This window comes from Klebsiella sp. M041 (assembly GCF_059759695.1).
Genome location: NZ_JCAXWU010000003.1, coordinates 319,694 through 345,437, shown reverse-complemented (window position 1 = coordinate 345,437; position 25,744 = coordinate 319,694). Strand labels below are relative to the sequence as shown.

Here is a 25,744-nt window from a genome sequence, read left to right as displayed (position 1 = left end):
CCGTCAAATCGTCCTGAAGACTAACAGTAGCAGACAGGCGAAGACCGGCACCGCCGCCGTCAGGCTGTCGATACGATCGAGAATACCGCCATGTCCGGGAATCAAGTGCCCGCTATCCTTAATGCCGGCCTCGCGCTTAAACATACTTTCCGTCAGATCGCCCAGCACCGAAGCCAGGGCTGCCACCACCGAACAGACCAGCAGCACCGTTGGCGTAACGTCAAGATGGGCCCACACCCCGTAGGCCCAGGAGATCACCGCCGCGGTCAGCAAACCGCCAAAAAAGCCCTGCCAGGTTTTCCCCGGCGAGACCTTCGGCGCCAGCTTGTGCTTGCCAAACATTTTGCCAAACATATAGGCGCCGGAATCCGCGCCCCAGACCAGAATCATCACATACAGGAGCCACAGCGCGCCGCTGTAATGGTTATCGGTATAATGCCAGGCGCGCAGCGCCAGCATGCCCCAGAAAAACGGGACGATGGTCAGGATACCGAAGATAAGGCGCAGCACTTTCGAGTGCCGCCAGAATGCCGCCGACGCCGGATAAGAGAGCACCAGCAGCAGCGCGACGATCCACCAGGCGAAAGAGGCCCACAGCGAGCCTTCAACCATCGGTTGATGAACGTCATAATGGTATTCCGGCAGCAAAAACAGCATCGCCGCCAGCAGAAGGCCGCACAACACCGCCAGCCAGACCCGCTGCGACGTCGAGGTGAAACCGCTCAGTTGCCCCCACTCCCACGCGGCGAGCATGCAGACCACCAGGGTCACGATAGCAAACCCCATCGGCGGCAATAAAAACAGCGCCGCAATGACGACGGGGATTAAGACGAAAGCAGATATCAGGCGATACTTCAGCAAAAGTGACCCCCATCAGGCATGACTGCCACCCGGCTCAGTGCCGCCGAAACGACGCTCTCGATTAACAAAGGCATGGAGTGCACCTTCAAAGTCCTGTTCAGCAAAATCGGGCCAAAGAACATCCGTAAAGTAAAGTTCGGCATAGGCAATTTGCCAAATCAGAAAATTACTTATTCGGTGCTCTCCCCCGGTCCTAATAACTAAATCTACGGGAGCCAGTTCATGCATGCAGACCTGCTGACTCAGCATGTCTTCCGTGATCTGCTCAGGCAGCAGCGTCCCGTCCTGTACCTGTTTCGCCAGCAAACGAACGCCCTGGATAATATCCCAGCGACCGCCGTAATTGGCCGCAATATTCAGCGTTAAGCCGGTATTGTTCGCGGTCAGCGCTTCCGCTTTGCGGATACGCTCCTGCAGGCGCGCATTGAAGCGCGTGGTGTCGCCAATAATCCGCAAACGCACATTGTGTCGGTGCAGGCTTTTGACTTCGCTATCCAGCGCCCAGACGAACAGCTCCATCAGCGCACTGACTTCCTGAGCCGGACGGTTCCAGTTTTCGCTGCTGAACGCGTATAACGTTAACGCCTCAATTCCATTATTCGCCGCGAAAGAGACCGCGCGACGCACGGATTTCGCACCGGCCTTGTGCCCGAAAGCGCGAATTTTACCTTGCCGTTTCGCCCAACGGCCGTTGCCATCCATAATAATGGCGACATGACGGCAGCCATGTGTAGGCGATATTTCGCTGACAGTTTGATTAGCAGACAACATCACGCGTTTTAAGTCCATAATAAGGATTAACTAGCCACCAAACAGAGGCCACCGGGCCGCGCTGGATACGCATTTTTATCCGGTGCCGGGGCTGCAGCCAATCGCAGAGAACAACCAAAAGCTTTACGCAAAAAAGCCGTGTTTTGCCACGGCCACCGTAATCTTCAACAACAAAATGCAACGATCGGGTGGCGCAGACTATATCACTGAAGCTTTGCGCCCACAAATATCACCGCGTTACGCCTGGGTGACCAACCGCTTCAGCTGTTGATGAGCAACCGCGCGGGCCTCAGCGTCGATAACCAGAACGTCATCAATGCTTTGCGGCTCCAGCAGGTTCATCTTATCCAGCACCGCCAGGTTAACCGCCGCAATATCGGTAAAGCGGATATCGCCCTGCAGAAACGCGGCAACCGACTCTTCATTGGCCGCATTCAGCGTGGTGGTCGCCGCCTGGCCAACGTCAAACGCCTCCATCGCCAGCTTCAGGCACGGATACCGCGTATAGTCTGGCGCGGAGAAGCTCAGATTGCTCAGCTGACAGAAGTCCAGCGGCTTAGCGCCGGAGTTCAGCCGCTGCGGCCAGCCCATGGTATGGGCGATCGGCGTGCGCATATCCGGTTCCCCAAGCTGCGCCAGCACGCTGCCGTCCTGATAGCGAACCATCGAGTGGATCACCGACTGCGGATGGATAAGGACCTCCATCTGCCGGGCCGAGGCGTTAAACAGCCAGCGCGCTTCAATATATTCCAGACCTTTGTTCATCATCGTGGCGGAGTCGACGGAGATCTTGCGTCCCATCGACCAGTTGGGATGACGGCAGGCCTGATCCGGCGTCATCGCCGCCAGTTCAGCTACCGCTGTCTCGCGGAAAGGCCCGCCCGAGCCGGTCAGCAGAATGGACGAAACGCCGTTCTGCGCCAGGTCAGCGTATCCCAGATGCTGCTGAATTGTCTCCGGCATACTCTGAAAAATCGCGTTATGTTCGCTGTCGACCGGCAGCAATCGCGCCCCCGACCGTTGAACCGCCTCCATGAACAAGCGACCGCAGGTCACCAGCGACTCTTTATTTGCTAACAACACCGTTTTTCCGGCGCGGATCGCCGCCAGCGTCGGCACCAGACCCGCCGCGCCGACGATAGCCGCCATCACCTGATCGACCTCCTCCAGCGCCGCGACCTCTGCAGCCGCCTGCTGGCCGCTCAGCACCTCGGTACGGCAGCCATGTTCCTGCAGACGGGTGCGCAACCGCTCAGCGCTTTGCGCATCGTCCATCACGGCGTAACGGGGGGTAAATTCAAGGCATTGTTCAACCATACGGTCAACGTTTTTCCCCGCGACCAGCGCGGCGACGGAAAAGCGACCGGGATTATGGCGTACCACGTCCAGCGTGCTACAGCCAATGGAGCCGGTCGAACCGAGAACGGTTAATTGCTTCATGAGACGTCCAGAAGAGTGGAAACAGAATAAAAAGCAAAACGCCGCCAGCAAGCCCCTACGCAGCAATTATCAGGGATAAGACGGCGGCATCAGGCCTTCAACTTAGCGCTAAAGGCTACAAGGCCAGCGGTCGCAACGCAATCCCGAGAATTGAGCGTACAGTCTTCTGTACGGCGTTTCGGATTTTACTCAGGCCAGACGCTGTCAGGCCCGAGTAAGGGCAGAGCATCAGAACTGCATCAGTTCCGCTTCTTTGTCTGCCAGCGCCGCGTCAACTTTCTTGATGGCGGCGTCAGTCATTTTCTGCACGTCGTCCTGAGAACGGCGATCGTCATCCTCGCTGATCTCTTTCTCTTTCAGCAGCGCTTTGACTTTGTCGTTGGCGTCGCGGCGAACGTTACGTACGGCAACGCGCGCCTGCTCAGCTTCACCACGCACGATCTTGGTCAGATCTTTACGACGCTCTTCGGTCAGCGGCGGCAGCGGAACACGAATATCGCTACCGGCAGAGCTTGGGTTCAGACCGAGGTCGGACGCCATGATCGCTTTTTCAACAGCCGCGGACATAGAACGGTCAAAGACGTTGATTTTCAGGGTACGGGAGTCTTCGACGGTGACGCTGGCCAGCTGGCGCAGCGGGGTCGGCGTACCGTAGTATTCAACAACAATCCCGTCCAGCAGGCTCGGAGAAGCACGACCCGTGCGAATTTTGCTGATTTGGTTTTTGAATGCTTCGACGCATTTTTCCATGCGGATTTCAGCATCTTTTCTGATATCGCTAATCACGTTACGAATCCTTGAAAGCTTGTCTCAGTCAGACCAGACGGGGCACCCGTCGGAAAATGAGCTAAGTATAGTCAGATTTAATGAAAATCACCGGGTAATATCCCCGCGAAAGTAAAGCGGAATCTTACCCGGATTTGGCGCTGACGGGAATTATTCCGTGATCAATGTGCCTTCTTTTTCGCCCATCACCACGCGACGCAGCGCGCCAGGTTTGTTCATGTTGAAGACGCGAATCGGCAATTTATGGTCACGCGCCAGGGTGAAGGCCGCCAGATCCATCACTTTCAGCTCTTTTTCCAGCACTTCGCTGTAGGTCAGCTGATCGTACATCGTGGCGGAAGGATCTTTGGCCGGATCGGCGGTGAATACGCCGTCAACCTTGGTGGCTTTCAGCACCACATCGGCTTCAATTTCAATCCCGCGCAGGCAGGCTGCGGAATCGGTGGTAAAGAACGGGTTGCCGGTACCCGCGGAAAGGATCACCACGCGGTTGTTGCGCAGCAGGCTGATCGCCTCTGCCCAGCTGTAGTTGTCGCACACGCCGTTCAGCGGAATGGCGGACATCAAACGAGCGTTCACATAGGCGCGGTGGAGCGCATCGCGCATCGCGAGGCCATTCATAACCGTAGCCAGCATGCCCATGTGGTCGCCCACAACGCGGTTCATACCCGCTTTCGCCAGACCAGCACCACGGAACAGGTTACCGCCACCAATTACTACGCCAACCTGAATACCCAGCTCAACCAGCTCTTTGATCTCTTGAGCCATGCGGTCAAGTATGCTTGCATCAATACCGAAGCCTTCTGAGCCCTGCAGCGCTTCGCCACTTAATTTCAGCAGAATACGTTTGTAGACGGGTTTTGCATTGGTAGCCATGTTTCTTTCCTGAGACTGTCAACGAATGAGATGTGAGAATTCCGGCGACATTGTATGTCGCATTTCAGCGCGGTCACTATAAGCAGTTGGCTGAATTTACAAAATGGGCGCAAAAAGAAGCCGCCCTCAGGCGGCTCCTTGTAAAAATTAAGACTGCTTGGACATCGCAGCAACTTCTGCTGCAAAGTCAGTCTCAACTTTCTCGATGCCTTCGCCCACTTCAAAGCGGATGAAGCCAGTCACGTCAGCGTTGTGCTCTTTCAGCAGCTGACCAACAGATTTGCTCGGCTCCATGACGAAAGGCTGACCAGTCAGAGAAACTTCGCCGGTGAATTTCTTCATGCGGCCTTCAACCATTTTCTCTGCGATTTCTTTCGGCTTACCGGACTGCATCGCGATGTCCAGCTGAACCTGGTACTCTTTCTCTACCACTTCAGCAGACACGTCTTCCGGCTTAACGAATTCCGGCTTGCTTGCGGCAACGTGCATTGCCAGCTGCTTAACCAGCTCTTCGTCAGCGCCTTTAGCGGCAACCAGAACGCCGATGCGCGCACCATGCTGGTAGCTGCCCAGAACGTCGCCTTCCAGAACAGCGATACGACGGATGTTGATGTTCTCACCGATTTTAGCAACCAGGGCAACACGTTCTTCTTCGAACTGCGCTTTCAGAACTTCAACGTCGGAGATTTTACCTGCAACAGCGGCGTCCAGTACTTTGTCAGCAAATGCCTGGAAACCACCATCTTTAGCAACGAAGTCAGTCTGGCAGTTAACTTCCAGAATGTAACCGTAGTTGCCTTCGATTTTGGTTTTGATCACGCCGTCAGCAGCCACGTTGCCTGCTTTCTTCGCCGCTTTGATCGCGCCGGATTTACGCATGTTTTCGATTGCCAGCTCGATGTCGCCATTCGCTTCAGTCAGCGCTTTTTTGCAATCCATCATGCCTGCGCCAGTACGTTCGCGCAGCTCTTTTACCAGGGAAGCGGTAATTTCAGCCATTCTAAAATCCTCGGGAGATGTGGATACTGCCCGGCCAACGGCCAAACAGCGTAAATTGAAAAAAGGGGCCGATAATGGGCCCCTATTCATACACGGTACTAATAAGGGCTTAAACCTTATTATTCAGCTTCTACGAAGCTTTCTTCCGCCTGAGAAGCCAGGTCCTGAGAGCGACCTTCACGAACGGTAGCAGCAACAGCGCCCAGGTACAGGCTTACTGCGCGGATTGCATCGTCGTTACCCGGGATAACGAAGTCTACGCCGTCCGGATCAGAGTTGGTATCAACGATAGCAAATACCGGGATGCCCAGGTTGTTTGCTTCTTTGATAGCGATGTGCTCGTGGTCAGCGTCGATAACGAACAGTGCGTCCGGCAGGCCGCCCATGTCTTTGATACCGCCCAGGCTGTTTTCCAGCTTGTCCAGCTCACGAGTACGCATCAGCGCTTCTTTTTTGGTCAGCTTGTCGAAAGTACCGTCCTGGGACTGAGTTTCCAGGTCTTTCAGACGTTTGATGGACTGACGAACGGTTTTCCAGTTAGTCAGCATACCGCCCAGCCAGCGATGGTTCACGAAGAACTGGTCGCAGCTCAGAGCAGCGTCTTTTACCGCTTCGCTTGCAGCGCGCTTAGTACCAACGAAAAGGATTTTACCTTTACGAGCAGCGATCTTGTTCAGTTCAGCCAGAGCGTCGTTGAACATCGGTACGGTTTTCTCAAGGTTGATGATGTGAACTTTGTTACGCGCACCGAAGATGAACGGCTTCATTTTCGGGTTCCAGTAACGGGTCTGGTGACCGAAGTGAACACCAGCCTTGAGCATGTCGCGCATGGAAACAGTTGCCATGTTTAAAACCTCTATAGATTAAATTGGGGTTATGCCTCCACGTATCCCATATTACCGACCCCGAAGGGCACCCCGGAATATGTGCCGATACGTGTGTGTTATTACACAAAGTGAGCGATGTCGCTTACGTCCCATCCTTGTGTATCTGAGATGGAACGGAAGTCCGGCGCGCTTTATATCACAAAATCCATCCAGACACCAACTCTTGTTGACGTCACGTGCTGTTAATGATTCTCAGTTTGGCACCAGCCTGCCCGGACTGTTACCATTGACAGGACTTACTCTATTATTGTCGAAAATATCGACACTGCTGGACATACTCCATGGCTATCTCTATTAAGACATCTGAAGATATTGAAAAAATGCGCGTTGCCGGTCGCCTGGCCGCTGAAGTGCTGGAAATGATCGAACCCTGGGTTAAGCCGGGCGTCAGCACTGGCGAACTGGACCGTATCTGTAACGACTATATCGTTAACGAGCAGAAGGCCATTTCCGCCTGTCTCGGCTATCACGGCTATCCGAAATCCGTCTGCATTTCGGTCAACGAAGTGGTCTGTCACGGTATCCCTGACGACGGCAAGCTGCTGAAAGATGGCGATATCGTGAATATCGACGTGACCGTCATTAAAGATGATTTCCATGGCGATACCTCCAAAATGTTTATCGTCGGCAAACCGACGATTCTTGGCGAGCGCCTGTGCCGCATCACTCAGGAAAGCCTGTACCTGGCGCTGAAGATGGTGAAGCCGGGCATCAACCTGCGCACCATCGGCGCGGCGATCCAGAAATATGTGGAAGCGGAAGGGTTCTCCGTGGTTCGCGAATACTGTGGTCACGGCATCGGCCGGGGCTTCCATGAAGAGCCGCAGGTGCTGCACTACGACTCGCCGGAAACCAACGTCGTGCTCAAACCAGGCATGACCTTCACCATCGAGCCGATGGTCAACGCCGGTAAAAAAGAGATCCGCAGCATGAAAGACGGCTGGACGGTGAAAACCAAAGACCGGAGCTTGTCTGCGCAGTACGAGCATACTATTGTGGTGACAGACAACGGCTGCGAAATTCTGACGCTACGTAAGGATGACACCATCCCGGCGATAATCTCGCACGATGAATGATGAAAAGCCGGCGCCCGCCGGCTTTTTTATTAGATAGTTTTTTCTTATGGTGACGCGATGAGCAACTCATTACCTGACACAGCCTCCCCCCTTCTGCCCATCCCGCCGGAACATCCGGTGAGCTGGCCGCAGGGCGATCTGAACTGTGCTGCAATTAAGGCGCACATCGATACCTTTCAGCACTGGCTGGGCGAGGCGTTTGACGCCGGTATCGCCGCGGAGCAGCTCATTGCGGCGCGCACCGAATTTATCGACCAGCTGCTGCAGCGGTTGTGGATCGCCTGCGGCTTTGAATCCGTCTGCGACCTGGCGCTGGTGGCCGTCGGCGGCTATGGCCGCGGCGAGCTGCATCCGCTCTCTGACGTCGATCTGCTGATCCTCAGCCGCAAAAAGCTGCCGGACGACCAGGCGCAAAAGGTCGGCGAACTGCTGACGCTGCTGTGGGACGTCAAACTGGAGGTAGGCCACAGCGTGCGCACTCTCGAAGAGTGTCTGCTGGAAGGGCTTTCGGATCTCACCGTCGCCACCAACTTAATCGAATCGCGCCTGCTGATCGGCGACGTCGCGCTGTTCCTTGAACTGCAAAAACATATTTTTAGCGACGGCTTCTGGCCATCAGAAAAGTTCTTCGCCGCGAAAGTCGAAGAGCAGAACGTCCGTCATCAGCGCTATCACGGCACCAGCTATAACCTCGAGCCGGACGTGAAAAGCAGCCCCGGCGGCCTGCGCGATATCCATACGCTACAGTGGGTGGCTCGCCGCCATTTCGGCGCCACCTCGATGGATGAGATGGTCGGCTTCGGCTTTCTGACCGAGGCCGAGCGCAATGAGCTCAACGAGTGTCTGCACCAGCTGTGGCGTATCCGCTTCGCGCTGCATCTCGAACTCACTCGCTATGACAACCGCCTGCTTTTCGACCGCCAGCTCAGCGTCGCCCGCCGGCTCGGCTATGAAGGCGACGGCAACCAGCCGATTGAGCATATGATGAAGGACTTCTTCCGCGTCACCCGCCGGGTGAGCGAGCTGAACCAGATGCTGCTGCAGCTGTTTGAAGAGGCCATCCTCGCCCTGACCGAGGATGAAAAACCGCGCCCGATCGATGATGATTTCCAGCTGCGCGGCACGCTGATCGATCTGCGTGACGATACGCTGTTTATTCGCGAGCCGCAGGCCATTCTGCGCATGTTTTATATCATGGTGCGCAACAGCACCATCACCGGCATCTACTCCACGACGTTGCGCCATCTGCGCCACGCCCGCCGCCATCTGACCCAGCCGCTGTGCTATATCCCGGAGGCGCGCACGCTCTTTCTCAGCATGCTGCGCCATCAGGGGGCAGTGAGTCGCGGACTGCTGCCGATGCATCGTCACAGCGTGCTGTGGGCCTATATGCCGCAGTGGTCCCATATCGTCGGCCAGATGCAGTTCGACCTGTTTCACGCCTACACCGTCGATGAACATACCATCCGCGTGATGCTCAAGCTGGAGAGCTTTGCTAAAGAAGAGACCCGTAGCCGCCACCCGCTGTGCGTGGAACTGTGGCCGCGCTTAACGCACCCGGAGCTGATTTTAATCGCCGCCCTGTTCCACGACATCGCCAAAGGGCGCGGCGGCGACCACTCGATCCTCGGCGCACAGGATGTGCTGAAATTTGCCGAACTGCACGGGCTGAACTCCCGTGAAACGCAGCTGGTCGCCTGGCTGGTGCGTCACCACCTGCTGATGTCGGTCACCGCCCAGCGGCGCGATATTCAGGATCCGGAGGTGATTAAGCAGTTCGCCGAGGAGGTGCAAACGGAAAATCGCCTGCGCTATCTGGTGTGCCTGACCGTCGCCGATATCTGCGCCACCAACGAAACCCTGTGGAACAGCTGGAAGCAGAGCCTGCTGCGCGAACTCTATTTCGCCACTGAAAAACAGCTGCGTCGCGGCATGCAAAGCACCCCGGACATGCGCGAACGGGTGCGTCACCATCAGCTGCAGGCGCTGGCCCTGCTGCGGATGGACAATATTAATGAAGAGGCGCTGCATCAAATCTGGAACCGCTGCCGCGCCAACTATTTCGTGCGACATACGCCGACGCAGCTCGCCTGGCACGCCCGCAACCTGCTGCGCCACGATCTGAATAAGCCGATGATCCTCCTGAGCTCGCAGGCCACTCGCGGCGGAACGGAGATTTTTATCTGGAGCCCGGATCGCCCTTACCTGTTCGCCGCGGTGTGTGGCGAACTGGACCGTCGCAACCTCAGCGTCCACGACGCGCAGATCTTCACCACCCGCGACGGCATGGCGATGGATACCTTTATCGTCCTTGAGCCTGACGGCAGTCCGCTGTCCGCCGACCGCCACGAGGCGATCCGCCAGGGTCTGGAACAGACCATCACCCAGCGCAGTTGGGAGCCCCCGGCGCCCCGTCGTCAGGCGGCAAAGCTGCGTCATTTTTCGGTGGACACCGAGGTGAATTTCCTGCCGACCCATACCGATCGCAAATCGTTTCTCGAGCTGATTGCCCTTGACCAGCCCGGGCTGCTCGCCCGCGTCGGTCAGGTGTTCGCCGACCTCGGAATTTCGCTTCACGGGGCGCGAATTACGACAATTGGTGAGCGAGTAGAAGATTTATTTATAATCGCTACCGCCGACCGGCGTGCCCTTAATAATGAGCTGCAACAAGAAGTGCAACAACGGTTGACAGCGGCCCTCAATCCAAACGATAAAGGGTGACGTATTTTTTTTAGTGAATGGAAAGAAACAATGCAGCAGTTACAGAACGTTATTGAGTCCGCCTTCGAGCGTCGCGCCGACATCACGCCGGCCAATGTGGATACCGTGACCCGCGAAGCGGTTAACCAGGTTATTGCCCTTCTGGATTCCGGCGCGCTGCGCGTCGCTGAGAAGATCGACGGTCAGTGGGTGACGCATCAGTGGCTGAAGAAGGCGGTACTGCTCTCTTTCCGTATTAACGATAACCAGGTTATCGATGGTGCGGAAAGCCGCTACTTCGATAAAGTACCGATGAAATTCGCTGACTATGACGAAGCGCGTTTCCAGAAAGAAGGTTTCCGCGTGGTGCCGCCGGCAGCGGTGCGCCAGGGCGCGTTCATCGCCCGCAACACCGTGCTGATGCCGTCCTACGTTAACATCGGCGCCTACGTTGACGAAGGCACCATGGTTGACACCTGGGCCACCGTCGGCTCCTGCGCGCAGATCGGTAAAAACGTTCACCTGTCCGGCGGCGTCGGCATCGGTGGCGTACTGGAGCCGCTGCAGGCGAACCCGACCATCATCGAAGACAACTGCTTCATCGGCGCGCGCTCTGAAGTAGTTGAAGGGGTGATTGTCGAAGAAGGCTCCGTGATCTCCATGGGCGTTTACCTGGGTCAGAGCACCAAAATCTACGATCGAGAAACCGGCGAAGTCTTCTACGGCCGCGTGCCGGCTGGCTCGGTAGTGGTGTCAGGCAACCTGCCGTCGAAAGATGGTAAATACAGTCTGTACTGCGCAGTGATCGTGAAGAAAGTCGATGCTAAAACTCGCGGCAAGGTCGGCATTAACGAACTGCTGCGCACCATCGACTAAAGCAAATAAAAAGCGGGAGATATCCCGCTTTTTTTATATTTGATGCTGGCGAGAATGGATTTTTTCGTTAATTATTCAATGGTTATGATGCTATCAAAGGTACCGTTATGTACGATAATCTGAAAAGTCTTGGCATTACCAACCCTGATGAGATCGATCGCTATAGCCTGCGGCAGGAAGCTAACAACGACATTCTGAAAATCTATTTTCAGAAAGACAAAGGCGAATTCTTCGCCAAGAGCGTGAAGTTCAAATATCCGCGTCAGCGCAAAACCGTCGTCGCCGACGGCGTCGGCCAGGGCTACAAAGAGGTCCAGGAGATCAGCCCCAATCTGCGCTACGTCATCGATGAGCTGGATCAGATCTGCCAGCGCGATCGCACTGAAATCGATCTCAAGCGTAAAATCCTCGACGATTTACGCCATCTGGAAAGCGTGGTCACCAATAAGATCAGCGAAATCGAAGCCGATCTGGAAAAGCTCACCCGTAAGTAAGCGCATCCCCGGCGGCGCGTCGCCTGACCGGGCTGGCGGTATCAAGCCGCTACCGACAGCATGCATCGTCCAGGCCGGGTATGGCGAGTCGCTACCCGGCATTTTTTACCTCCACGCCTTAGCGTTGTTCATCCAGCTGCAGCGCGATATACAGCAGCAGCCGGTCGTCAAAGCTGCCAAGATCCAGCCCCGTCAGCTCCGAGATACGATTCAACCGGTACTCCAGCGTATTGCGATGAATAAACAGCGCCTTCGACGTCGCCAGCGGCTGCACGTTATGGCGAAACCACGCCTGCAGCGTTCGCCGCAGCAGCCCGTTGTTATCCATCGCCTTGAGACGCGCCAGCGGACGGGCCAGCTCATTGGCCTGCCAGCCGCCGCGCAGGCTGTCAAGCAGCACCGGCAGCATCAAATCCTGATAGAAATAGCAGCGACTCTCCGGCATCCGCTGCTTGCCCACCATCATCGTCGTGCGAGCGGTACGGTAAGAGCGGGCGATACTCCCGGGGCCGGTGAAGAAGTTGCCCAACGCCACGCGGAAACGGAGCTGGCCATTCTCTTTCATCCTGGCAATAAGCTGCTCGACGCGCCGGACGTGATCGTCGGCGTCCCAGCGGCCAAAGCTGTTCAGCGCCGGTTTCAGCACCACCATTTCCGTGAGCGAGACAATGGCCACGAGATTATGGCGATCGGGCGTGGTCAGCGCGTTCTGCAGTTGCTGTAATTCCGCCATCGCGCTGTCTACGCCGAGCTGGCCGCTGTCCACCTCAATCATCGCCACCACGCGCGGCTGATTCAGGTCGATGCCTAATCGCTGAGCCCATTCGTTCAGCGCCGGGGTATGCTCTTCCGCCTGAATCAGGTTCATCACCAGCTCTTCGCGCAGACGGCTGTCCTGCGCCAGGAGATGCATCAGTCGCGACTGCTCCAGCATCATCTCTGCCGTCATGCACACCAGCTCGCCATATTTTCGCAGCGACTCCGGCTCGCCGGTCAGGCCGATCACCCCGACGATCTCCCCCTCCAGGCGCAGCGGCAGGTTAATGCCCTGGCGCACCCCGTGCAGATGGCGAGCCACCGCGTCGTCGATATCCACCACCCTCCCCTGAGAAAGCACCAGCAGCGCGCCTTCGTGCAATTCACCAATCCTTTCCCGATCGCCGCTGCCGATAATCCGCCCGCGGGCATCCATCACGTTGATGTTGGTATCGATGATGCGCATCGTCCGCGCCACAATATCCTGCGCCATTTTGGTATCGAGATGCCAGCCAGCCATGTAATCCTCCCCTTTGCAGGGCACCAGCATAAAAGAGTCGTCGCCCTGCTGCATTGTGCATATGCCCGAAGCCCGGATGAGATATGTGGAGTTGTGGAAGCGGTCACAGAACGAAAAAAAGCCCCTGCCCTCGGCGAGGGAAGGGGCTGGGATCAAGCGCTGACGATTACTGCAGCAGCAGGTAGATAGAGGCGTCGCCGCGCTGAATGTTCAGCGCCAGCACGGACGGTTTGGCGTCGAAGATTTTCCGCAGATCGGCGATGTTTTTCACCGGCTGCTGGTTGGCCCCGACAATGATGTCGCCTTTCTTGAGGCCAATCTGCGCCGCCGGGGTGCCGGCTTTCACATTATTGACCACCACGCCTTTGTCCTGACCCTTGTTGCTCATTTCCGCCCCTTCAATCCCGTTGAAGATGGTGCTGGAGTCAACCTGGGTCTGGTTGCTCTGCTGCAGTTCGACGGTGACGGTCACCGGTTTGCCATCGCGCAGCAGGCCAAGCTCAACCTTGCTGCCGATAGGCATGGTGCCGACCTGAGCACGCAGCGCGGCGAAGCTGCTGATCGCCTTCCCGTTGAGGGAGGTGATCACGTCGCCGGCTTTAATGCCCGCTTTCGCGGCCGCCGACCCCGGCATCACCTGGCTGACGAAGGCGCCGCGCTGGGCGTCGACTTTCATCGCTTTCGCCAGCTCAGAGTTCAGTTCGGTGCCCATGATGCCGAGCTCGCCGCGTTTCACCTGGCCATATTTCACCATCTGCTCGGTCAGGTTTTTCACCATGTTGCTCGGGATAGCGAAACCGATACCGATGTTGCCGCCGTCCGGCGCCAGAATGGCGGTGTTGATGCCGATCAGCTCGCCGTTGAGATTCACCAGCGCGCCGCCGGAGTTCCCGCGGTTAATCGCCGCATCGGTCTGGATAAAGTTTTCGTAGTTTTCCACGTTCAGGCCGCTACGACCCAGCGCGGAAACAATCCCGGAGGTCACGGTTTCGCCCAGACCGAACGGGTTACCGATAGCCACGGTGTAGTCGCCGACGCGCAGCGCGTCAGAGTCGGCAAGCTTAATTGCCGTCAGGTTTTTCGGATCCTGAATCTGAATCAGCGCGATATCAGAGCGCGGGTCCTTACCCACGACTTTGGCATCAAACTTACGACCATCGCTCAGCTGGACCTTAATCGTGGTGGCGTTGTCCACGACGTGGTTGTTGGTCACCACATACCCTTTGGCCGCATCAATAATCACGCCGGAGCCCAGCGCCATGAATTTCTGCTGCTGGCCGCCGTCAGGCTGACCGCCCTGTCCGCCGCCCTGGCAAAACGGCGAACTCTGGAATGGAGAACCATCCTGGCAGAACGGCGAGTTATCGCCAAAGAACTGCTGGAAGTTACGCGGCATCCGTGGGGTATTAACGGTGGTGCTACCTTCAACGTTAATGCTCACCACCGACGGCATCACTTTCTCCAGCATCGGGGCCAGGCTTGGCATCTGCTGCGCGTTAGTGGCCGAAGATGCCGTTTCCGCCGCGCTCGCAGAGAGCGGGGACAATGCCAGACCTAAACTCAGAGCCAGTGCACTCATTGCTAACGTGGTTTTTTTCATCAGTTTCAATCTCAATATCAGAAAACGAAAGTTGCTGTGTACGTGACTATCAGAGTCATTTTATAGCGCTAAGTTCCGGAATTAAGTTTCTGGAAAAAGTAAAAATTTATTGTCCATCTTTACAAAACTCCAGCCTATTCCACCGCCATCAGTCGTCGATATTCATCCCACGCATATAAATCCGTCATCCCGCTGATATAATCCTGAATCAGACGGCAGCGATAATAGTATTCCATCAGCGCAAATTCAGGCGCTGTGCGCGCGAGCTTATTTACCGCTTCCACATAGGCCAGCCGGTGGCGGGTTGAAAGTTTCTGATACAGCCGGGAGGCAATGGGTAAACGCCGTACCCGCTCCTGCGCCACTAATTCGCTGAAATCCTCCAGTGATAATTTCAGCAGCGGCTGATAGATATCCAGCAGGCCGCTGATCACCCGGTAGCCCTGCAATTCCAGCTGCTCGACATCCGGATGGCTAAACACCTGTTTCATCGCCACATTTTTATAAAGCTCCAGCAGCTGACTGCAATCGCTGTCGTCCTCGAGCAGCGCATGATTAAAGTCGCCCGTAAAGATGGCCGGCAGGTTGTCAATAAATCGGCGCGCCGCGTAGGGCACCAGCTTATTCAGCGTGTTCACCCGCAAATACATAAAAAACTGATCTTCCGCGCTCTGCTTCAGGGAATTGGCTCGTGATTTCTCCCAGGCATTTTCCACCACCTGCGAGAATAACGATCCTTTTTCATGGCTGCCCCAGGCGTCGTAAAGATGCTGATAAAGCTGCTCAGCGCTGAAAATACGTTTTTCCACCGCGTCCTCGAGATCCGCGACGCAATATGAGATGTCATCCGCGGCTTCCATAATCCAGGTTAATGGGAACCGATTGTAAGGCGCCAGATCCAGTTCTTTACGCAGGCGCGCCACATACTCCTCTTCGGCTAAATAGTAGCCAGGCTTCTTCATTAAATAACTGTGGCTGGCTGGCGTCGCCTCGGACCACCACGCCGGACGAGTATATTTCAGAATACAGCCGACCTGCGCCCAGGTTAGATTCATGCGCATCAGCGTATGGACCAGACGAATGCCCTGGGCGTTGCCCTCAAAGCAACAGAGATCCTGGCGCACTTTGCGGCGCAGCGCGTTAAGCGACGTTTCCCCCTCCTGCAGGCGTAATGCCTGCACTTCACAGCGATCGTCGGTCAGCGGCTGCCCGAGCGCATCGCCGGGCGCCAGACGCTGGCGGAACCAGTCGTTAATCGCCGCCTCGCCAAAATGGCCAAACGGCGGGTTGCCGATATCGTGCATCAGGCAGGCCATCTCCACCACGCTCTCGAATGGCCCGGTCAGCTCTTCCAGGCCATACTCTTCCAGCAGCCTCTGCTCTTTCAGCCGGCTCAGTACCTCTTTGGCGATGTAACGCCCCACCTGCTGCACCTCCAGCGAGTGGGTCAGACGGGTACGCACCGCCGCGTTGCGCTCCAGCGGGAAGACCTGAGTTTTTTGCTGTAAGCGACGGATGGCCGGCGAGTTGACGATCCGTCCCCGATCGCTTTCGAAGATCCGCAGGATGTCGCGCTCCGTCTCGACACGCGGCGGCGAACGGAAGCGTCGACGCCAGTTTATCTTGTTGCGAAAATCAATCTTTGCCATAGCCTCTCCCGCGCGAGCAATACGCTTCCCCTTAAGCGCATGATAGACTATGCAACTAAACCTGACACATCGCGAGTAAATCTATGAAAATTGGCATTATTGGCGCTATGGAAGAGGAAGTTACCCTTCTGCGCGACAAAATCGAAAACCGCCAGACTATCACTATTGGCGGGAGCGAAATCTATACCGGCCAACTTCACGGCGTTGACGTCGCGCTGCTGAAGTCTGGTATCGGGAAAGTGGCGGCGGCGATGGGCGCGACCCTGCTGCTGGAGCGTTGCCAGCCTGACGTGATCATTAATACCGGCTCTGCCGGCGGCCTGGCGCCGACGCTGAAGGTCGGCGATATCGTCGTCTCCGATGAAGCGCGCTACCACGACGCCGACGTCACCGCCTTCGGTTATGAGTACGGCCAGCTGCCTGGCTGCCCGGCGGGCTTTAAAGCGGACGAAAAACTGGTGGCCGCCGCGGAGAGCTGCATTAACGCGTTAGATCTCAATGCCGTTCGCGGCCTGATCGTCAGCGGCGATGCCTTCATTAACGGCTCTGTCGGTCTGGCGAAGATCCGCCATAATTTCCCGCAGGCGATCGCTGTGGAAATGGAAGCGACCGCTATCGCTCACGTTTGCCATAACTTTAAGGTTCCCTTCGTGGTGGTTCGCGCCATCTCCGATGTGGCCGACCAGCAGTCTCACCTCAGCTTTGAGGAGTTCCTTGCGGTCGCCGCCCGACAGTCCACCCTGATGGTGGAGAATCTGGTCCAGAACCTGGCACGTGGCTAAGTCGCTCTCCTTCGCGCTTGCCGCGCTGCTGTTACTCGCCCCGGCGTGGCTGCTGGCCGCGCCGCGGGTGATCACCCTCTCCCCCGCCAATACCGAACTGGCCTTTGCCGCCGGGATCACGCCGGTCGGCGTCAGTAGCTATTCCGATTATCCGCCGCAGGCCAAAACGATTGAGCAGGTTGCCAGCTGGCAGGGGATGAACCTGGAGCGCATCGTAGCGTTAAAGCCAGACCTGGTGCTGGCCTGGCGCGGCGGTAATGCCGAACGTCAGGTTAACCAGCTGCAGTCCCTGGGGATCCACGTCCTCTGGGTGCAGACTTCGACCATCGAAGAGATCATCGCCACCCTGCGTCAACTGGCGAAGTGGAGCCCGCAGCCGGAAAAAGCGCAGCAGGCGGCGCAGGCGATGCAGCAGGAATACGATGCACTGAAAGCGCGCTATGCCAGCGCGCCGAAGAAACGCGTCTTCCTGCAGTTCGGTTCCGCCCCGCTGTTCACCAGCGGCCCCGGCTCGATTCAGGATCAGGTGCTGAGGCTGTGCGGCGGCGAGAATATCTTTGCCGCCAGCCGTGTTCCCTGGCCGCAGGTGAGCCGCGAACAGGTGCTGGCCCGTCAGCCGCAGGCGATTGTGGTGACCGGCGACGCCAGCCGCATCGCCGAGGCGCAGCGCTTTTGGCAACATCAGCTCACCATTTCGTTGATTGCGTTACACAGCGACTGGTTTGAACGCGCAAGCCCACGTATTATCCTCGCCGCCAAACAACTTTGTGCGGCGCTCGACCAGGTAAAATAACCATCCGGTAAAGCGGATGTTCAGTGGGAATCAACGATGCTTGTCTATTGGCTGGATATTATTGGCACGGCCGTTTTCGCGATCTCCGGCGTTCTGCTGGCCGGAAAATTACGCATGGACCCGTTTGGCGTGCTGGTGTTAGGCGTGGTGACGGCGGTGGGCGGCGGAACCATCCGCGACATGGCGCTGGCGAATGGCCCGGTATTCTGGGTCAAAGATCCCACCGATCTGGTGGTGGCGATGGTCACCAGCATGCTGACCATCCTGCTGGTCCGCCAGCCGCGCCGGCTGCCGAAATGGATCCTGCCGGTGCTCGACGCCGTCGGTTTAGCGGTGTTTGTCGGCATCGGCGTCAATAAAGCCTTTCTCGCCGGCAGCGGCCCGCTGGTAGCGGTATGCATGGGGGTGGTGACCGGCGTTGGCGGCGGGATAATCCGCGACGTGCTGGCGCGCGAAATTCCTATGATTCTGCGTACCGAGATCTACGCCACCGCCTGTATTGTCGGCGGCATTGTCCACGCCACCGCGCACGACACCTTCCATCTCCCGCTGGAGAATTCGGCAATGATGGGGATGTTGGTGACCCTGGCGATCCGGCTGGCGGCGATCCGCTGGCACCTGAAGCTGCCGACGTTTGCCCTGGACGATAACGGACGGCCATAAAAGCAAAACGGTAACCCTGAGGTTACCGTTTTTAGCGTTGGCGCCCTCTCGCTGCGAGAAAAAGCCCCTGCCGCGCTCGCTTTAAACGCTGAACGAGGACCCGCAGCCGCAGGTGCTTTTCGCATTCGGGTTGGTCACGATAAAGCGTGAACCTTCCAGCCCTTCGGTATAGTCGACAGAGCCGCCGACCAGGTACTGCAGGCTCATCGGGTCAACCACCAGGCCGACACCCTGTTTCTCAATGGTCATATCCCCTTCGTTCACCTGATCGTCGAAGGTGAAGCCATACTGGAAACCGCTGCAACCGCCGCCGGTGATATACACGCGCAGTTTCAGGTTCGGATTATCTTCATCCGCAATCAGGTGTTTTACTTTATTGGCTGCGGCTTCGGTAAACTCCAGCGGCAACGCTACGTCATCACTCATTTTTTGCTCCCATTGATACTTCCGGCCGGTTAAAGAATAACCGGACCTTTTGAGCCATTATCTAATACCCTGGTAAATCGTTCAAGTATTCTCCCGGGGTGCCTGCTGCGCTTTTGCCGCCTGCTCGGCCTCCTGCTTCGCCAGAGTACGTTGCAGAATGGTCGAATACAAAGGCTTACCGCCGAGGAATTGCGCCAGTAGTGTTGCGCCAAGGCAGGTAATAATCATTGGCAAAATGAGCTGATAGTTATCGGTCATCTCCAGCACCAGCACAATCCCGGTCAGCGGCGCGCGCACCGAGGCGGCGAGCAGCGCCCCCATACCGGCAATGGCGAAGGTGCCGGCATCGAGATGGTAGGACGGAAACAGCGGAATAGCCGCCATGCCGAACGCCGTGCCCAGCAGCGTGCCGAGCGCCAGCATCGGAGCGAAAATGCCGCCCGGCGCGCCGGAAGAGAAGCAGATCAGCGTGGTCACCACGCGGGCAATAAAGATGAACAGCAGCAAACCGACGGAGAAGTTACCGGCGGCGGCGATGGGGATCAGGTTAAAGCCGCCCCCCACCGCGGAGGGCTGCATCAGCCCCAGCAGGCCGCAAAGCCCGCCGATGACCCCGCCAATTAACACCCATTTTTTGATGTTGCCGCCGTGAATGCGCTGGAACAGATCCTGGGTGCGTAGCACCAGAAAATTAAACAGCGGGCCAAAGCAGCCAAACAGCATCCCCAGCACCAGGTACAGCCACAGGGTATTCACCGGGGCATTGCTCAGCTTGCCCACCTCTATAATTGCCGCCTCGCCGTTGAAAATGCGAAACACAATGCTCGACATGATCACGCCGGTAAATACCGCTTTAATGGAGATCAGGTTGTAGCGGAACTGCGGGCGCATCTCTTCGATGATAAACAGGATACCGGCCAGCGGCGCGTTAAAGGCCGCTGAGAGCCCCGACGCCGCACCGGTCGCCAGCAGCGTGTGCCGCGCTTCCGGACTGCGCATGTGGAAAATATCCAGCACCATGCGTCCAATGTTGCCGCCAAGCTGCACCATCGGCCCCTCGCGTCCCAGCACCATTCCGGCGCCCAGGGTCCCCATGCCGCCGATGAATTTCACCGGCAGCACGCGCCACCAGCGCACCGGCCGCAGCTCCTCCAGCGCCCCTTCGATTTCCGGGATCCCCGATCCGCCAGCCTCCGGCGCAAAGCGGCGCACGAGGAAATAGCCGACCATCGCCAGCAGCGCCGACAAGATAAACGCCAGCGGCCAGACCAGATACCAGTGGTCCGCCACCTGCGCCAGGGCGCCGATCCGCTGGTTCTGCACCCAGTTCACGCTCTTTTCAAACGCCACGCCCACCAGTCCGGCCAGCGTGCCGACCACCGCCGCCATAAACAGCACCGCCAGCGGCGTTTTATCGCGCTGAATCAACCGGCGCACCGCATCGCCGCGACGCACCCGCACGAACTGATGTGCTTCAAAAGAGGGAGTTTCTGCTTTCATGCCGTTATCAATTATTGGTAATACAAATGAAGAGAGAGGCATTTTAGCCGCCCCGGCGCGCTGCGTCGTCAAAAAAATGCCCTTGCGGCACATTGTTTCAATTGGGCAAAACTTTCATAACCATCCTGGAATAACTTAGAATAGCCGATAAAACATTTTTCACGAACCAGGACCCTGGCCATGAGCAAATCTGAAAATCTGTACCACGCTGCGCGTGAACTGATCCCCGGCGGCGTTAACTCGCCGGTCCGCGCCTTCACCGGCGTCGGCGGCACCCCGCTGTTTATCGAACGCGCGGATGGCGCTTACCTCTATGACGTGGATGGAAAAGCCTATATCGATTATGTCGGCTCCTGGGGTCCGATGGTGCTGGGCCACAACCATCCGGCGATCCGCAACGCGGTGATCGAGGCGGCGTCCCGCGGCCTGAGCTTTGGCGCGCCGACCGAAATGGAAGTAAAAATGGCGGCGCTGGTGACCGAGCTGGTGCCGACCATGGATATGGTGCGCATGGTGAACTCCGGTACCGAAGCCACCATGAGCGCGATTCGCCTGGCGCGCGGTTTCACAGGCCGCGACAAGATCATCAAGTTCGAAGGCTGCTACCACGGCCATGCCGACTGCCTGCTGGTGAAAGCCGGTTCCGGCGCGCTGACCCTCGGCCAGCCGAACTCGCCGGGCGTGCCGGCTGATTTCGCCAAACATACCCTGACCTGCACCTATAACGACCTCGCCTCCGTGCGCGCGGCGTTCGAGCAGTATCCGCAGGATATCGCCTGCATCATCGTCGAGCCGGTCGCCGGGAATATGAACTGCATTCCGCCGCAGCCGGAGTTCCTGCCGGGCCTGCGCGCGCTGTGCGACGAATTTGGCGCCCTGCTGATCATCGACGAAGTGATGACCGGCTTCCGCGTGGCGCTGGCGGGCGCGCAGGCTTATTACGGCGTGGAGCCGGATCTGACCTGTCTCGGGAAAATCATCGGCGGCGGGATGCCGGTAGGCGCCTTCGGCGGCCGTCGCGAGGTGATGGACGCGCTGGCGCCCACCGGTCCGGTCTACCAGGCCGGAACCCTCTCCGGTAACCCGATCGCCATGGCCGCCGGCTTCGCCTGCTTAAGCGAAGTGGCGCAGCCGGGCGTGCATGAAACCCTCACCGAGCTGACCAACCAGCTGGCGCAAGGCCTGCTGGATGCGGCGCGTGACGCCGGGATCCCGCTGGTGGTCAATAACGTCGGCGGCATGTTCGGCATCTTCTTTACCGATGCCGAAACCGTCACCTGCTATCAGGACGTGGTGAAGTGCGACGTCGAACGCTTCAAGCGCTTCTTCCATCTGATGCTGGAGGAAGGCGTGTACCTGGCGCCGTCAGCGTTTGAGGCCGGCTTTATGTCCGTCGCCCACAGCGAGGAAGATATCGACAATACCATCGACGCCGCGCGCCGGGTATTTGCCAAACTGTAAGGTGCTTGAATGCCTGGTGACGCAGGGATTTTCCCGGATGCGGCGCATTGCGCCTTATCCGGGCTACCAAATCGCACAGCGCTGTAGCCCCGGTAAGCACTCGCGCCACCGGGGATGTTGAGGCCATCCGGGATCGTTAGCGGCTCTGCTTCCTCAGCAAATAGATAAAGTACGGCGCGCCGATAAAGGTCGACAGCAGCCCCGCCGGGATCTGGTACGGGAACATGATCATCCGTCCGCACCAGTCGGCGAAGACCAGCAGCAGCCCGCCAGTCAGTCCGGAGATCACCATATGCGGCAGCGTTCGCCGGAAGCCCATCATGCGCGCAATATGCGGCGCCATCAGCCCGACGAAGCTCAGCGGGCCGATGGTCAGCGTCGCCGCCGCCGTCAGGCAGGCCGCCAGCAGCAGCAGAACAATCCGCGATGACGTCAGCGCCATGCCCACCGCCCGCGCCGCCTCCCCGCCCAGCGGCAGGATGGTTAACCAGCGGCGACAGAGCGGCGCCAGCGCCAGCAGGACCAGCATCACCGCGCCGCTGCGTACCACCCTCTCCGGCGTCGCGCTGTAAGTCGACCCCGAGATCCACGTCAGGATCTGCGCCATGCGCGGATCGCCGCTGGCCTGCAGCATCATCAGCAGCATGGTGAAGGCGGTACTGAGCGCCATCCCCGCCAGCAGCATCCGATGCGGCGAGAAACCGCCCCGTCCGGCGGCCAGCATAATGATCAGCAAAGTGGCCGCCGCGCCAAGGCTCCCGGCCGGCAGCAGCCAGCCAAAGGCGTCGCCAGGCACGAAGAACAGCATCAGCACCACGCCAAAGGCGGCGCCGGAGCTGATGCCCAGCACTTCCGGGCTGGCCATCGGATTGCCGGTCAGGCGCTGGATAATACAGCCGGCGACCGCCAGCATCACCCCGGCGGACAGCGCCGACAGCACTCGCGGCCAGCGCCAGGGCAGCAGTTGCTCCAGCAGATCGCCGTGAGCCCACAGCCAACCGTGGGCATCGCGACCAAAGGCCAGCGCTACGCTCATCGCCAGCAGCAGCAACGCGACGCCCCCGAGAACAAACCATTGCACGTGATAGCGTTCAGGCTGCACATTATCGCCGCCGTTCATCACCGGGGCGCTGATGCTGCGCAGCCGCGGCAGCAGCCACAGCAGCAGCGGCGCGCCAATCAGGGCGGTGACCGAGCCGGTGGAGACTTCCCGCCATACCCGGCTCAGCCAGAGGATCACCTGATCGGAAAGCCACAGGAGCAGCGCGCCGATCAGCGCCGCCAGCAGCAGCCGGGCAAGCAGTCGACGGGCGCCGAGCATTTTCGCCAGCAGCGGCGCGAACAGGCCGATAAAGCCGATAATCCCGACCGCATTGACCAGCAGCGCGCTCATCACGATCGCCAGCGTCAGGGCGCCGAGGCGCGCCAGAGACAGCGCCAGCCCCAGGTTGCGCGCCACCCCGTCATCGAGCCCCATCAGAGTCAGCGGACGCAGCAGCAGCAGGGTGAGTATCGCCCCGCCCAGCAGCTGCGGCCACAGGCGCTGCGCCACGCTCCAGTCGGTTTGCGTCAGCGTCCCGGTGCTCCACAGGAACATGCTCTGCAGCTGGTCGTGATGGAAAATCACCATCAGCTGGTTAAGCGCCCCGCAGTAGAGGCTGACCACCAGGCCCGCCAGGATCAGCGTTACCGGCGACAGACGCTTGCCCCAGGAGACGCCAAACACCAGCGCACCCACCAGACAGGCCCCGGCCAGCGCGGCAAACTGCGACGCCAGCACGCCGGGGATGGCCCACAGCGTGGTGACCGTTATCCCCAGCTGCGCGCCGGTGGCGACGCCAAGGGTGGTCGGCTCCGCCAGCGGATTGCGCAGCACCTGCTGGAACAGTACGCCGACCAGTCCCAGCCCGGCCCCCACCAGCAGTGAAACGGCCACCCGTGGCAGCAGGCTGTAATGAAACAGCATCTGGGCAATCTGATCGCTATCCGGCTGCCGCAGCGCCTGCCGCCATTGCGCATAGGGCAAGGCGACATTGAGATTGACGATACTCAACGCGAAGGCGGCGACCAGCAGCGCGGCCAGCAGGATACTGGCTAACGGTGAAATACGCGTATTCATGCCGGACTCCCCTGGGCCTCGGCCAGCACGCGGGCAAAATGCATCGCCGACAGCGTCGCGCCATAGAACCACACCGCCGGAACGCGCTGGAAGCGCCCCGCGCGCACGAACGGCATCGCCTGCCACAGCGGGGTCGCCAGCAGCTGGGTCATCTCCCGCTCGTTACCATGATCAAAACAGATCACATCGGCCTCGTTAAACGCCGCCAGCCGGTCGATGCCAACGCTAACGCTGCCCCAGAACGCCGCTTCGCCGCGCCAGGCGTTTTTAATACCAAAGCGGTCAAGCACCTCCTGGAACAGGCAGTTTTCGCCAAACACCAGAACGTGGCGCGGATCGAGCAGGGAGATCATCAGCAGCGGACGGTCGCCGCGTCCGGCAAAGCGCGGCTTCAGGCTCGCCATCAGCGCCTCAAACTCCGCCAGGTGGCGCTGAGCCTGCTGCGGTTTGCCCAGCAGGTCAGCCATCTCCAGCAGCGAGCGCTGAGCCATCGCCAGCGGGCGTTTGCCGTCGCTAAAGGTGAATCCGCGACCGGGGGCGATACGCGCCAGCTTCTCCGGCGACGGGCCGTAGCCTGCTGACCAGACGATAAACGACGGTTTCATCTGCGTCAGCAGCTCAAGATTGGGTTCAGTGCGCAAACCGACATCGATCACCGAGTCGGGCAGCGCGGGCTCGTTTACCCACAGGCGATAGTTAGGGATATCGGCCACGCCGTAAGGCGTGACGCCCAGCGCCAGCAGCAGCTCCGCCGGCAGCCACTCCAGGGCGACCACACGCTGCGGGTCAACGTTCGCCGCCTGCGCGCCGCGCATCTGCCACAGCAGCGGCGAGAGCGCCATCGCGGTCAGCAGGCGACGTCGGGTTATCTGAGTCGGGGTCATCATTAATAGACAAAGCTTACCGGCGCCGCGCCGGCCGGGTGCGGCAGGATCCCCATCGGGATGCCGTAGATTTGTTCCAGGGTATCGCTGCGCATCAGTTCCGCCGGCGTCCCCTGGGCGATCATTTCCCCGCCGCGCAGGGCCACCAGATAGTCGCAGTAGCGGGCCGCCATATTAACGTCGTGCAGGACGGCGATCACCGTCAGGCCGCGCTGCTGGCTGAGACGATGCACCAGCGCGAGGACATCAACCTGATGGGCGATATCCAGCGCCGAGGTGGGTTCATCGAGCAGCAGACAGCGGCTATCCTGCGCCACCAGCATGGCGATCCACGCCCGCTGACGTTCGCCGCCGGAGAGGCTGTCCACCAGACGATGGGCGAGCGGCTTCAGCCCTACCAGCGCAATCGCCTCTTCCACTTTCTCGCGGTCCGCCGCGCCAAAGCGACCCAGCGCGCCGTGCCACGGATAGCGGCCGATCGCCACCAGCTCGCGCACCGTCATACCTTCGGCCGGCGGCAGCTGCTGCGGCAGATAGGCCACTTTGCGGGCAAAGGCTTTGCTGCCCCAGCTCTCCAGCGGCTGGCCGTCCAGCAGCACATCGCCTGCAGAAGGCGGCTGATGGCGGCCAAGCATTTTCAGTAACGTCGACTTGCCGGAGCCATTATGGCCGATCAGGCCTGTGACTTTTCCGGCCGGGAAGGTGAGCGAGAGCGGATGGAGCAACGTGCGGCCAGGCACACGGAAAGTGACGCGATCCAGCGCAAAGGTGGTTTCTGCGTGCGGAGTCTGTTCCTGCATAGCGATAACCTGATAAAGGGCGCGG

The 25,744-nt window shown here is 58.7% G+C and carries 23 protein-coding genes; 8 read left to right on the top strand and 15 right to left on the bottom strand.

Going from position 1 to position 25,744, the window contains the following annotated elements:
• Positions 1 to 3 precede the first annotated feature (3 nt).
• The 7 genes from cdsA to rpsB all read right to left on the bottom strand — a co-directional run bounded on the left by cdsA (position 4) and on the right by rpsB (position 6,578).
• Positions 4 to 861, bottom strand: a complete 858-nt coding sequence (gene cdsA, locus AC6CWS_RS05460) for a phosphatidate cytidylyltransferase (RefSeq protein WP_023292047.1) — start codon at positions 859 to 861, stop codon at positions 4 to 6.
• A gap of 12 nt (positions 862 to 873) precedes the next feature.
• The gene (ispU, locus tag AC6CWS_RS05455) at positions 874 to 1,632 is read right to left on the bottom strand and encodes a (2E,6E)-farnesyl-diphosphate-specific ditrans,polycis-undecaprenyl-diphosphate synthase (RefSeq protein WP_048298630.1); all 759 of its coding nucleotides are present in this window, start codon (positions 1,630 to 1,632) and stop codon (positions 874 to 876) included.
• A gap of 237 nt (positions 1,633 to 1,869) precedes the next feature.
• Positions 1,870 to 3,072, bottom strand: a complete 1,203-nt coding sequence (gene ispC / locus AC6CWS_RS05450) for a 1-deoxy-D-xylulose-5-phosphate reductoisomerase (protein WP_044521082.1) — start codon at positions 3,070 to 3,072, stop codon at positions 1,870 to 1,872.
• Positions 3,073 to 3,300: 228 nt separating this feature from the next.
• On the bottom strand, positions 3,301 to 3,858 hold the full coding sequence (gene frr, locus AC6CWS_RS05445; protein WP_002889308.1) for a ribosome recycling factor: 558 nt from the start codon (positions 3,856 to 3,858) through the stop codon (positions 3,301 to 3,303).
• A 150-nt stretch (positions 3,859 to 4,008) separates the two neighbouring features.
• Positions 4,009 to 4,734: a UMP kinase gene (pyrH, locus tag AC6CWS_RS05440; RefSeq protein WP_002889306.1), complete on the bottom strand. Its 726-nt coding sequence runs from the start codon at positions 4,732 to 4,734 to the stop codon at positions 4,009 to 4,011.
• A gap of 147 nt (positions 4,735 to 4,881) precedes the next feature.
• Positions 4,882 to 5,733 (bottom strand): translation elongation factor Ts, encoded by an 852-nt coding sequence (gene tsf / locus AC6CWS_RS05435; RefSeq protein WP_004151930.1) that lies wholly within the window; start codon positions 5,731 to 5,733, stop codon positions 4,882 to 4,884.
• A 119-nt stretch (positions 5,734 to 5,852) separates the two neighbouring features.
• Entirely contained in the window at positions 5,853 to 6,578 is a 726-nt protein-coding gene (rpsB, locus tag AC6CWS_RS05430; RefSeq protein WP_004204447.1) for a 30S ribosomal protein S2, read from the bottom strand.
• Between the two features lie 323 nt (positions 6,579 to 6,901).
• On the opposite strand from rpsB, the gene map reads away from it, so the two are divergent.
• The 4 genes from map (at position 6,902) to AC6CWS_RS05410 (ending at position 11,766) form a co-directional block, all read left to right on the top strand.
• Positions 6,902 to 7,696 (top strand): type I methionyl aminopeptidase, encoded by a 795-nt coding sequence (map, locus tag AC6CWS_RS05425; RefSeq protein ID WP_004204446.1) that lies wholly within the window; start codon positions 6,902 to 6,904, stop codon positions 7,694 to 7,696.
• Between the two features lie 57 nt (positions 7,697 to 7,753).
• Positions 7,754 to 10,417, top strand: a complete 2,664-nt coding sequence (gene glnD, locus AC6CWS_RS05420) for a bifunctional uridylyltransferase/uridylyl-removing protein GlnD (protein WP_023292044.1) — start codon at positions 7,754 to 7,756, stop codon at positions 10,415 to 10,417.
• 30 nt (positions 10,418 to 10,447) lie between these two features.
• Positions 10,448 to 11,272: a 2,3,4,5-tetrahydropyridine-2,6-dicarboxylate N-succinyltransferase gene (dapD, locus tag AC6CWS_RS05415; RefSeq protein ID WP_002889295.1), complete on the top strand. Its 825-nt coding sequence runs from the start codon at positions 10,448 to 10,450 to the stop codon at positions 11,270 to 11,272.
• A 107-nt stretch (positions 11,273 to 11,379) separates the two neighbouring features.
• Positions 11,380 to 11,766, top strand: a complete 387-nt coding sequence (locus tag AC6CWS_RS05410; protein WP_002889292.1) for a DUF3461 family protein — start codon at positions 11,380 to 11,382, stop codon at positions 11,764 to 11,766.
• Positions 11,767 to 11,884: 118 nt separating this feature from the next.
• Here AC6CWS_RS05410 and cdaR read toward each other — a convergent pair whose 3' ends face one another.
• From cdaR to dgt, 3 genes are all read right to left on the bottom strand, one after another.
• Positions 11,885 to 13,042, bottom strand: coding sequence for a DNA-binding transcriptional regulator CdaR (gene cdaR / locus AC6CWS_RS05405; protein ID WP_023292043.1), 1,158 nt, complete (start codon positions 13,040 to 13,042; stop codon positions 11,885 to 11,887).
• A gap of 166 nt (positions 13,043 to 13,208) precedes the next feature.
• Positions 13,209 to 14,642, bottom strand: a complete 1,434-nt coding sequence (gene degP / locus AC6CWS_RS05400) for a serine endoprotease DegP (protein WP_023292042.1) — start codon at positions 14,640 to 14,642, stop codon at positions 13,209 to 13,211.
• Positions 14,643 to 14,776: 134 nt separating this feature from the next.
• Positions 14,777 to 16,291, bottom strand: coding sequence for a dGTPase (dgt, locus tag AC6CWS_RS05395; RefSeq protein WP_049013573.1), 1,515 nt, complete (start codon positions 16,289 to 16,291; stop codon positions 14,777 to 14,779).
• An 83-nt stretch (positions 16,292 to 16,374) separates the two neighbouring features.
• Here dgt and mtnN point away from each other — a divergent pair, with 83 nt between their 5' ends.
• From mtnN to AC6CWS_RS05380, 3 genes are read left to right on the top strand one after another with little or no spacing between them, the layout of a single operon-like run.
• Positions 16,375 to 17,073 carry a 5'-methylthioadenosine/S-adenosylhomocysteine nucleosidase gene (gene mtnN / locus AC6CWS_RS05390; protein ID WP_004204440.1) on the top strand — a complete coding sequence of 233 codons (699 nt, stop codon included), beginning with the start codon at positions 16,375 to 16,377 and terminating at the stop codon, positions 17,071 to 17,073.
• Positions 17,066 to 17,866 carry a vitamin B12 ABC transporter substrate-binding protein BtuF gene (gene btuF / locus AC6CWS_RS05385; protein ID WP_023292039.1) on the top strand — a complete coding sequence of 267 codons (801 nt, stop codon included), beginning with the start codon at positions 17,066 to 17,068 and terminating at the stop codon, positions 17,864 to 17,866. The genes mtnN and btuF overlap by 8 nt, the downstream gene beginning before the upstream one ends.
• 36 nt (positions 17,867 to 17,902) lie before the next feature.
• A complete protein-coding gene (locus AC6CWS_RS05380) occupies positions 17,903 to 18,529 on the top strand; it encodes a TRIC cation channel family protein (protein WP_065882737.1) in 627 nt (208 codons plus the stop codon).
• An 81-nt stretch (positions 18,530 to 18,610) separates the two neighbouring features.
• Here the strand turns inward: AC6CWS_RS05380 and erpA are convergent, their stop codons facing one another.
• Entirely contained in the window at positions 18,611 to 18,955 is a 345-nt protein-coding gene (gene erpA, locus AC6CWS_RS05375) for an iron-sulfur cluster insertion protein ErpA (protein WP_002889275.1), read from the bottom strand.
• Positions 18,956 to 19,036: 81 nt separating this feature from the next.
• The gene (gene clcA / locus AC6CWS_RS05370) at positions 19,037 to 20,455 is read right to left on the bottom strand and encodes a H(+)/Cl(-) exchange transporter ClcA (protein ID WP_077269660.1); all 1,419 of its coding nucleotides are present in this window, start codon (positions 20,453 to 20,455) and stop codon (positions 19,037 to 19,039) included.
• 180 nt (positions 20,456 to 20,635) lie between these two features.
• Here clcA and hemL point away from each other — a divergent pair, with 180 nt between their 5' ends.
• Entirely contained in the window at positions 20,636 to 21,916 is a 1,281-nt protein-coding gene (hemL, locus tag AC6CWS_RS05365; protein ID WP_017900647.1) for a glutamate-1-semialdehyde 2,1-aminomutase, read from the top strand.
• Positions 21,917 to 22,052: 136 nt separating this feature from the next.
• On the opposite strand, the gene fhuB is transcribed toward hemL, so the two are convergent.
• Genes fhuB through fhuC form a run of 3 tightly spaced genes read right to left on the bottom strand, consistent with a single transcriptional unit; the run spans position 22,053 to position 25,719 of the window.
• Complete coding sequence (fhuB, locus tag AC6CWS_RS05360) at positions 22,053 to 24,035, bottom strand: Fe(3+)-hydroxamate ABC transporter permease FhuB (RefSeq protein ID WP_065882738.1); 1,983 nt, start codon at positions 24,033 to 24,035, stop codon at positions 22,053 to 22,055.
• Positions 24,032 to 24,922, bottom strand: a complete 891-nt coding sequence (gene fhuD / locus AC6CWS_RS05355) for a Fe(3+)-hydroxamate ABC transporter substrate-binding protein FhuD (protein WP_032452786.1) — start codon at positions 24,920 to 24,922, stop codon at positions 24,032 to 24,034. The genes fhuB and fhuD overlap by 4 nt, the downstream gene beginning before the upstream one ends.
• Positions 24,922 to 25,719, bottom strand: coding sequence for a Fe3+-hydroxamate ABC transporter ATP-binding protein FhuC (fhuC, locus tag AC6CWS_RS05350; protein WP_032452785.1), 798 nt, complete (start codon positions 25,717 to 25,719; stop codon positions 24,922 to 24,924). The genes fhuD and fhuC overlap by 1 nt, the downstream gene beginning before the upstream one ends.
• Positions 25,720 to 25,744: the final 25 nt, after the last annotated feature.

What these genes read in the sequence shown, in the direction of transcription:
- ispU (WP_048298630.1), bottom strand. Translation starts at nt 1,632, where the DNA reads ATGTTGTCTGCTAATCAAACTGTCAGCGAAATATCGCCTACACATGGC.
- ispC (WP_044521082.1), bottom strand. Translation starts at nt 3,072, where the DNA reads ATGAAGCAATTAACCGTTCTCGGTTCGACCGGCTCCATTGGCTGTAGC.
- pyrH (WP_002889306.1), bottom strand. Translation starts at nt 4,734, where the DNA reads ATGGCTACCAATGCAAAACCCGTCTACAAACGTATTCTGCTGAAATTA.
- tsf (WP_004151930.1), bottom strand. Translation starts at nt 5,733, where the DNA reads ATGGCTGAAATTACCGCTTCCCTGGTAAAAGAGCTGCGCGAACGTACT.
- rpsB (WP_004204447.1), bottom strand. Translation starts at nt 6,578, where the DNA reads ATGGCAACTGTTTCCATGCGCGACATGCTCAAGGCTGGTGTTCACTTC.
- map (WP_004204446.1), top strand. Translation starts at nt 6,902, where the DNA reads ATGGCTATCTCTATTAAGACATCTGAAGATATTGAAAAAATGCGCGTT.
- glnD (WP_023292044.1), top strand. Translation starts at nt 7,754, where the DNA reads ATGAGCAACTCATTACCTGACACAGCCTCCCCCCTTCTGCCCATCCCG.
- dapD (WP_002889295.1), top strand. Translation starts at nt 10,448, where the DNA reads ATGCAGCAGTTACAGAACGTTATTGAGTCCGCCTTCGAGCGTCGCGCC.
- AC6CWS_RS05410 (WP_002889292.1), top strand. Translation starts at nt 11,380, where the DNA reads ATGTACGATAATCTGAAAAGTCTTGGCATTACCAACCCTGATGAGATC.
- cdaR (WP_023292043.1), bottom strand. Translation starts at nt 13,042, where the DNA reads ATGGCTGGCTGGCATCTCGATACCAAAATGGCGCAGGATATTGTGGCG.
- degP (WP_023292042.1), bottom strand. Translation starts at nt 14,642, where the DNA reads ATGAAAAAAACCACGTTAGCAATGAGTGCACTGGCTCTGAGTTTAGGT.
- dgt (WP_049013573.1), bottom strand. Translation starts at nt 16,291, where the DNA reads ATGGCAAAGATTGATTTTCGCAACAAGATAAACTGGCGTCGACGCTTC.
- mtnN (WP_004204440.1), top strand. Translation starts at nt 16,375, where the DNA reads ATGAAAATTGGCATTATTGGCGCTATGGAAGAGGAAGTTACCCTTCTG.
- AC6CWS_RS05380 (WP_065882737.1), top strand. Translation starts at nt 17,903, where the DNA reads ATGCTTGTCTATTGGCTGGATATTATTGGCACGGCCGTTTTCGCGATC.
- erpA (WP_002889275.1), bottom strand. Translation starts at nt 18,955, where the DNA reads ATGAGTGATGACGTAGCGTTGCCGCTGGAGTTTACCGAAGCCGCAGCC.
- clcA (WP_077269660.1), bottom strand. Translation starts at nt 20,455, where the DNA reads ATGAAAGCAGAAACTCCCTCTTTTGAAGCACATCAGTTCGTGCGGGTG.
- hemL (WP_017900647.1), top strand. Translation starts at nt 20,636, where the DNA reads ATGAGCAAATCTGAAAATCTGTACCACGCTGCGCGTGAACTGATCCCC.
- fhuB (WP_065882738.1), bottom strand. Translation starts at nt 24,035, where the DNA reads ATGAATACGCGTATTTCACCGTTAGCCAGTATCCTGCTGGCCGCGCTG.
- fhuD (WP_032452786.1), bottom strand. Translation starts at nt 24,922, where the DNA reads ATGATGACCCCGACTCAGATAACCCGACGTCGCCTGCTGACCGCGATG.
- fhuC (WP_032452785.1), bottom strand. Translation starts at nt 25,719, where the DNA reads ATGCAGGAACAGACTCCGCACGCAGAAACCACCTTTGCGCTGGATCGC.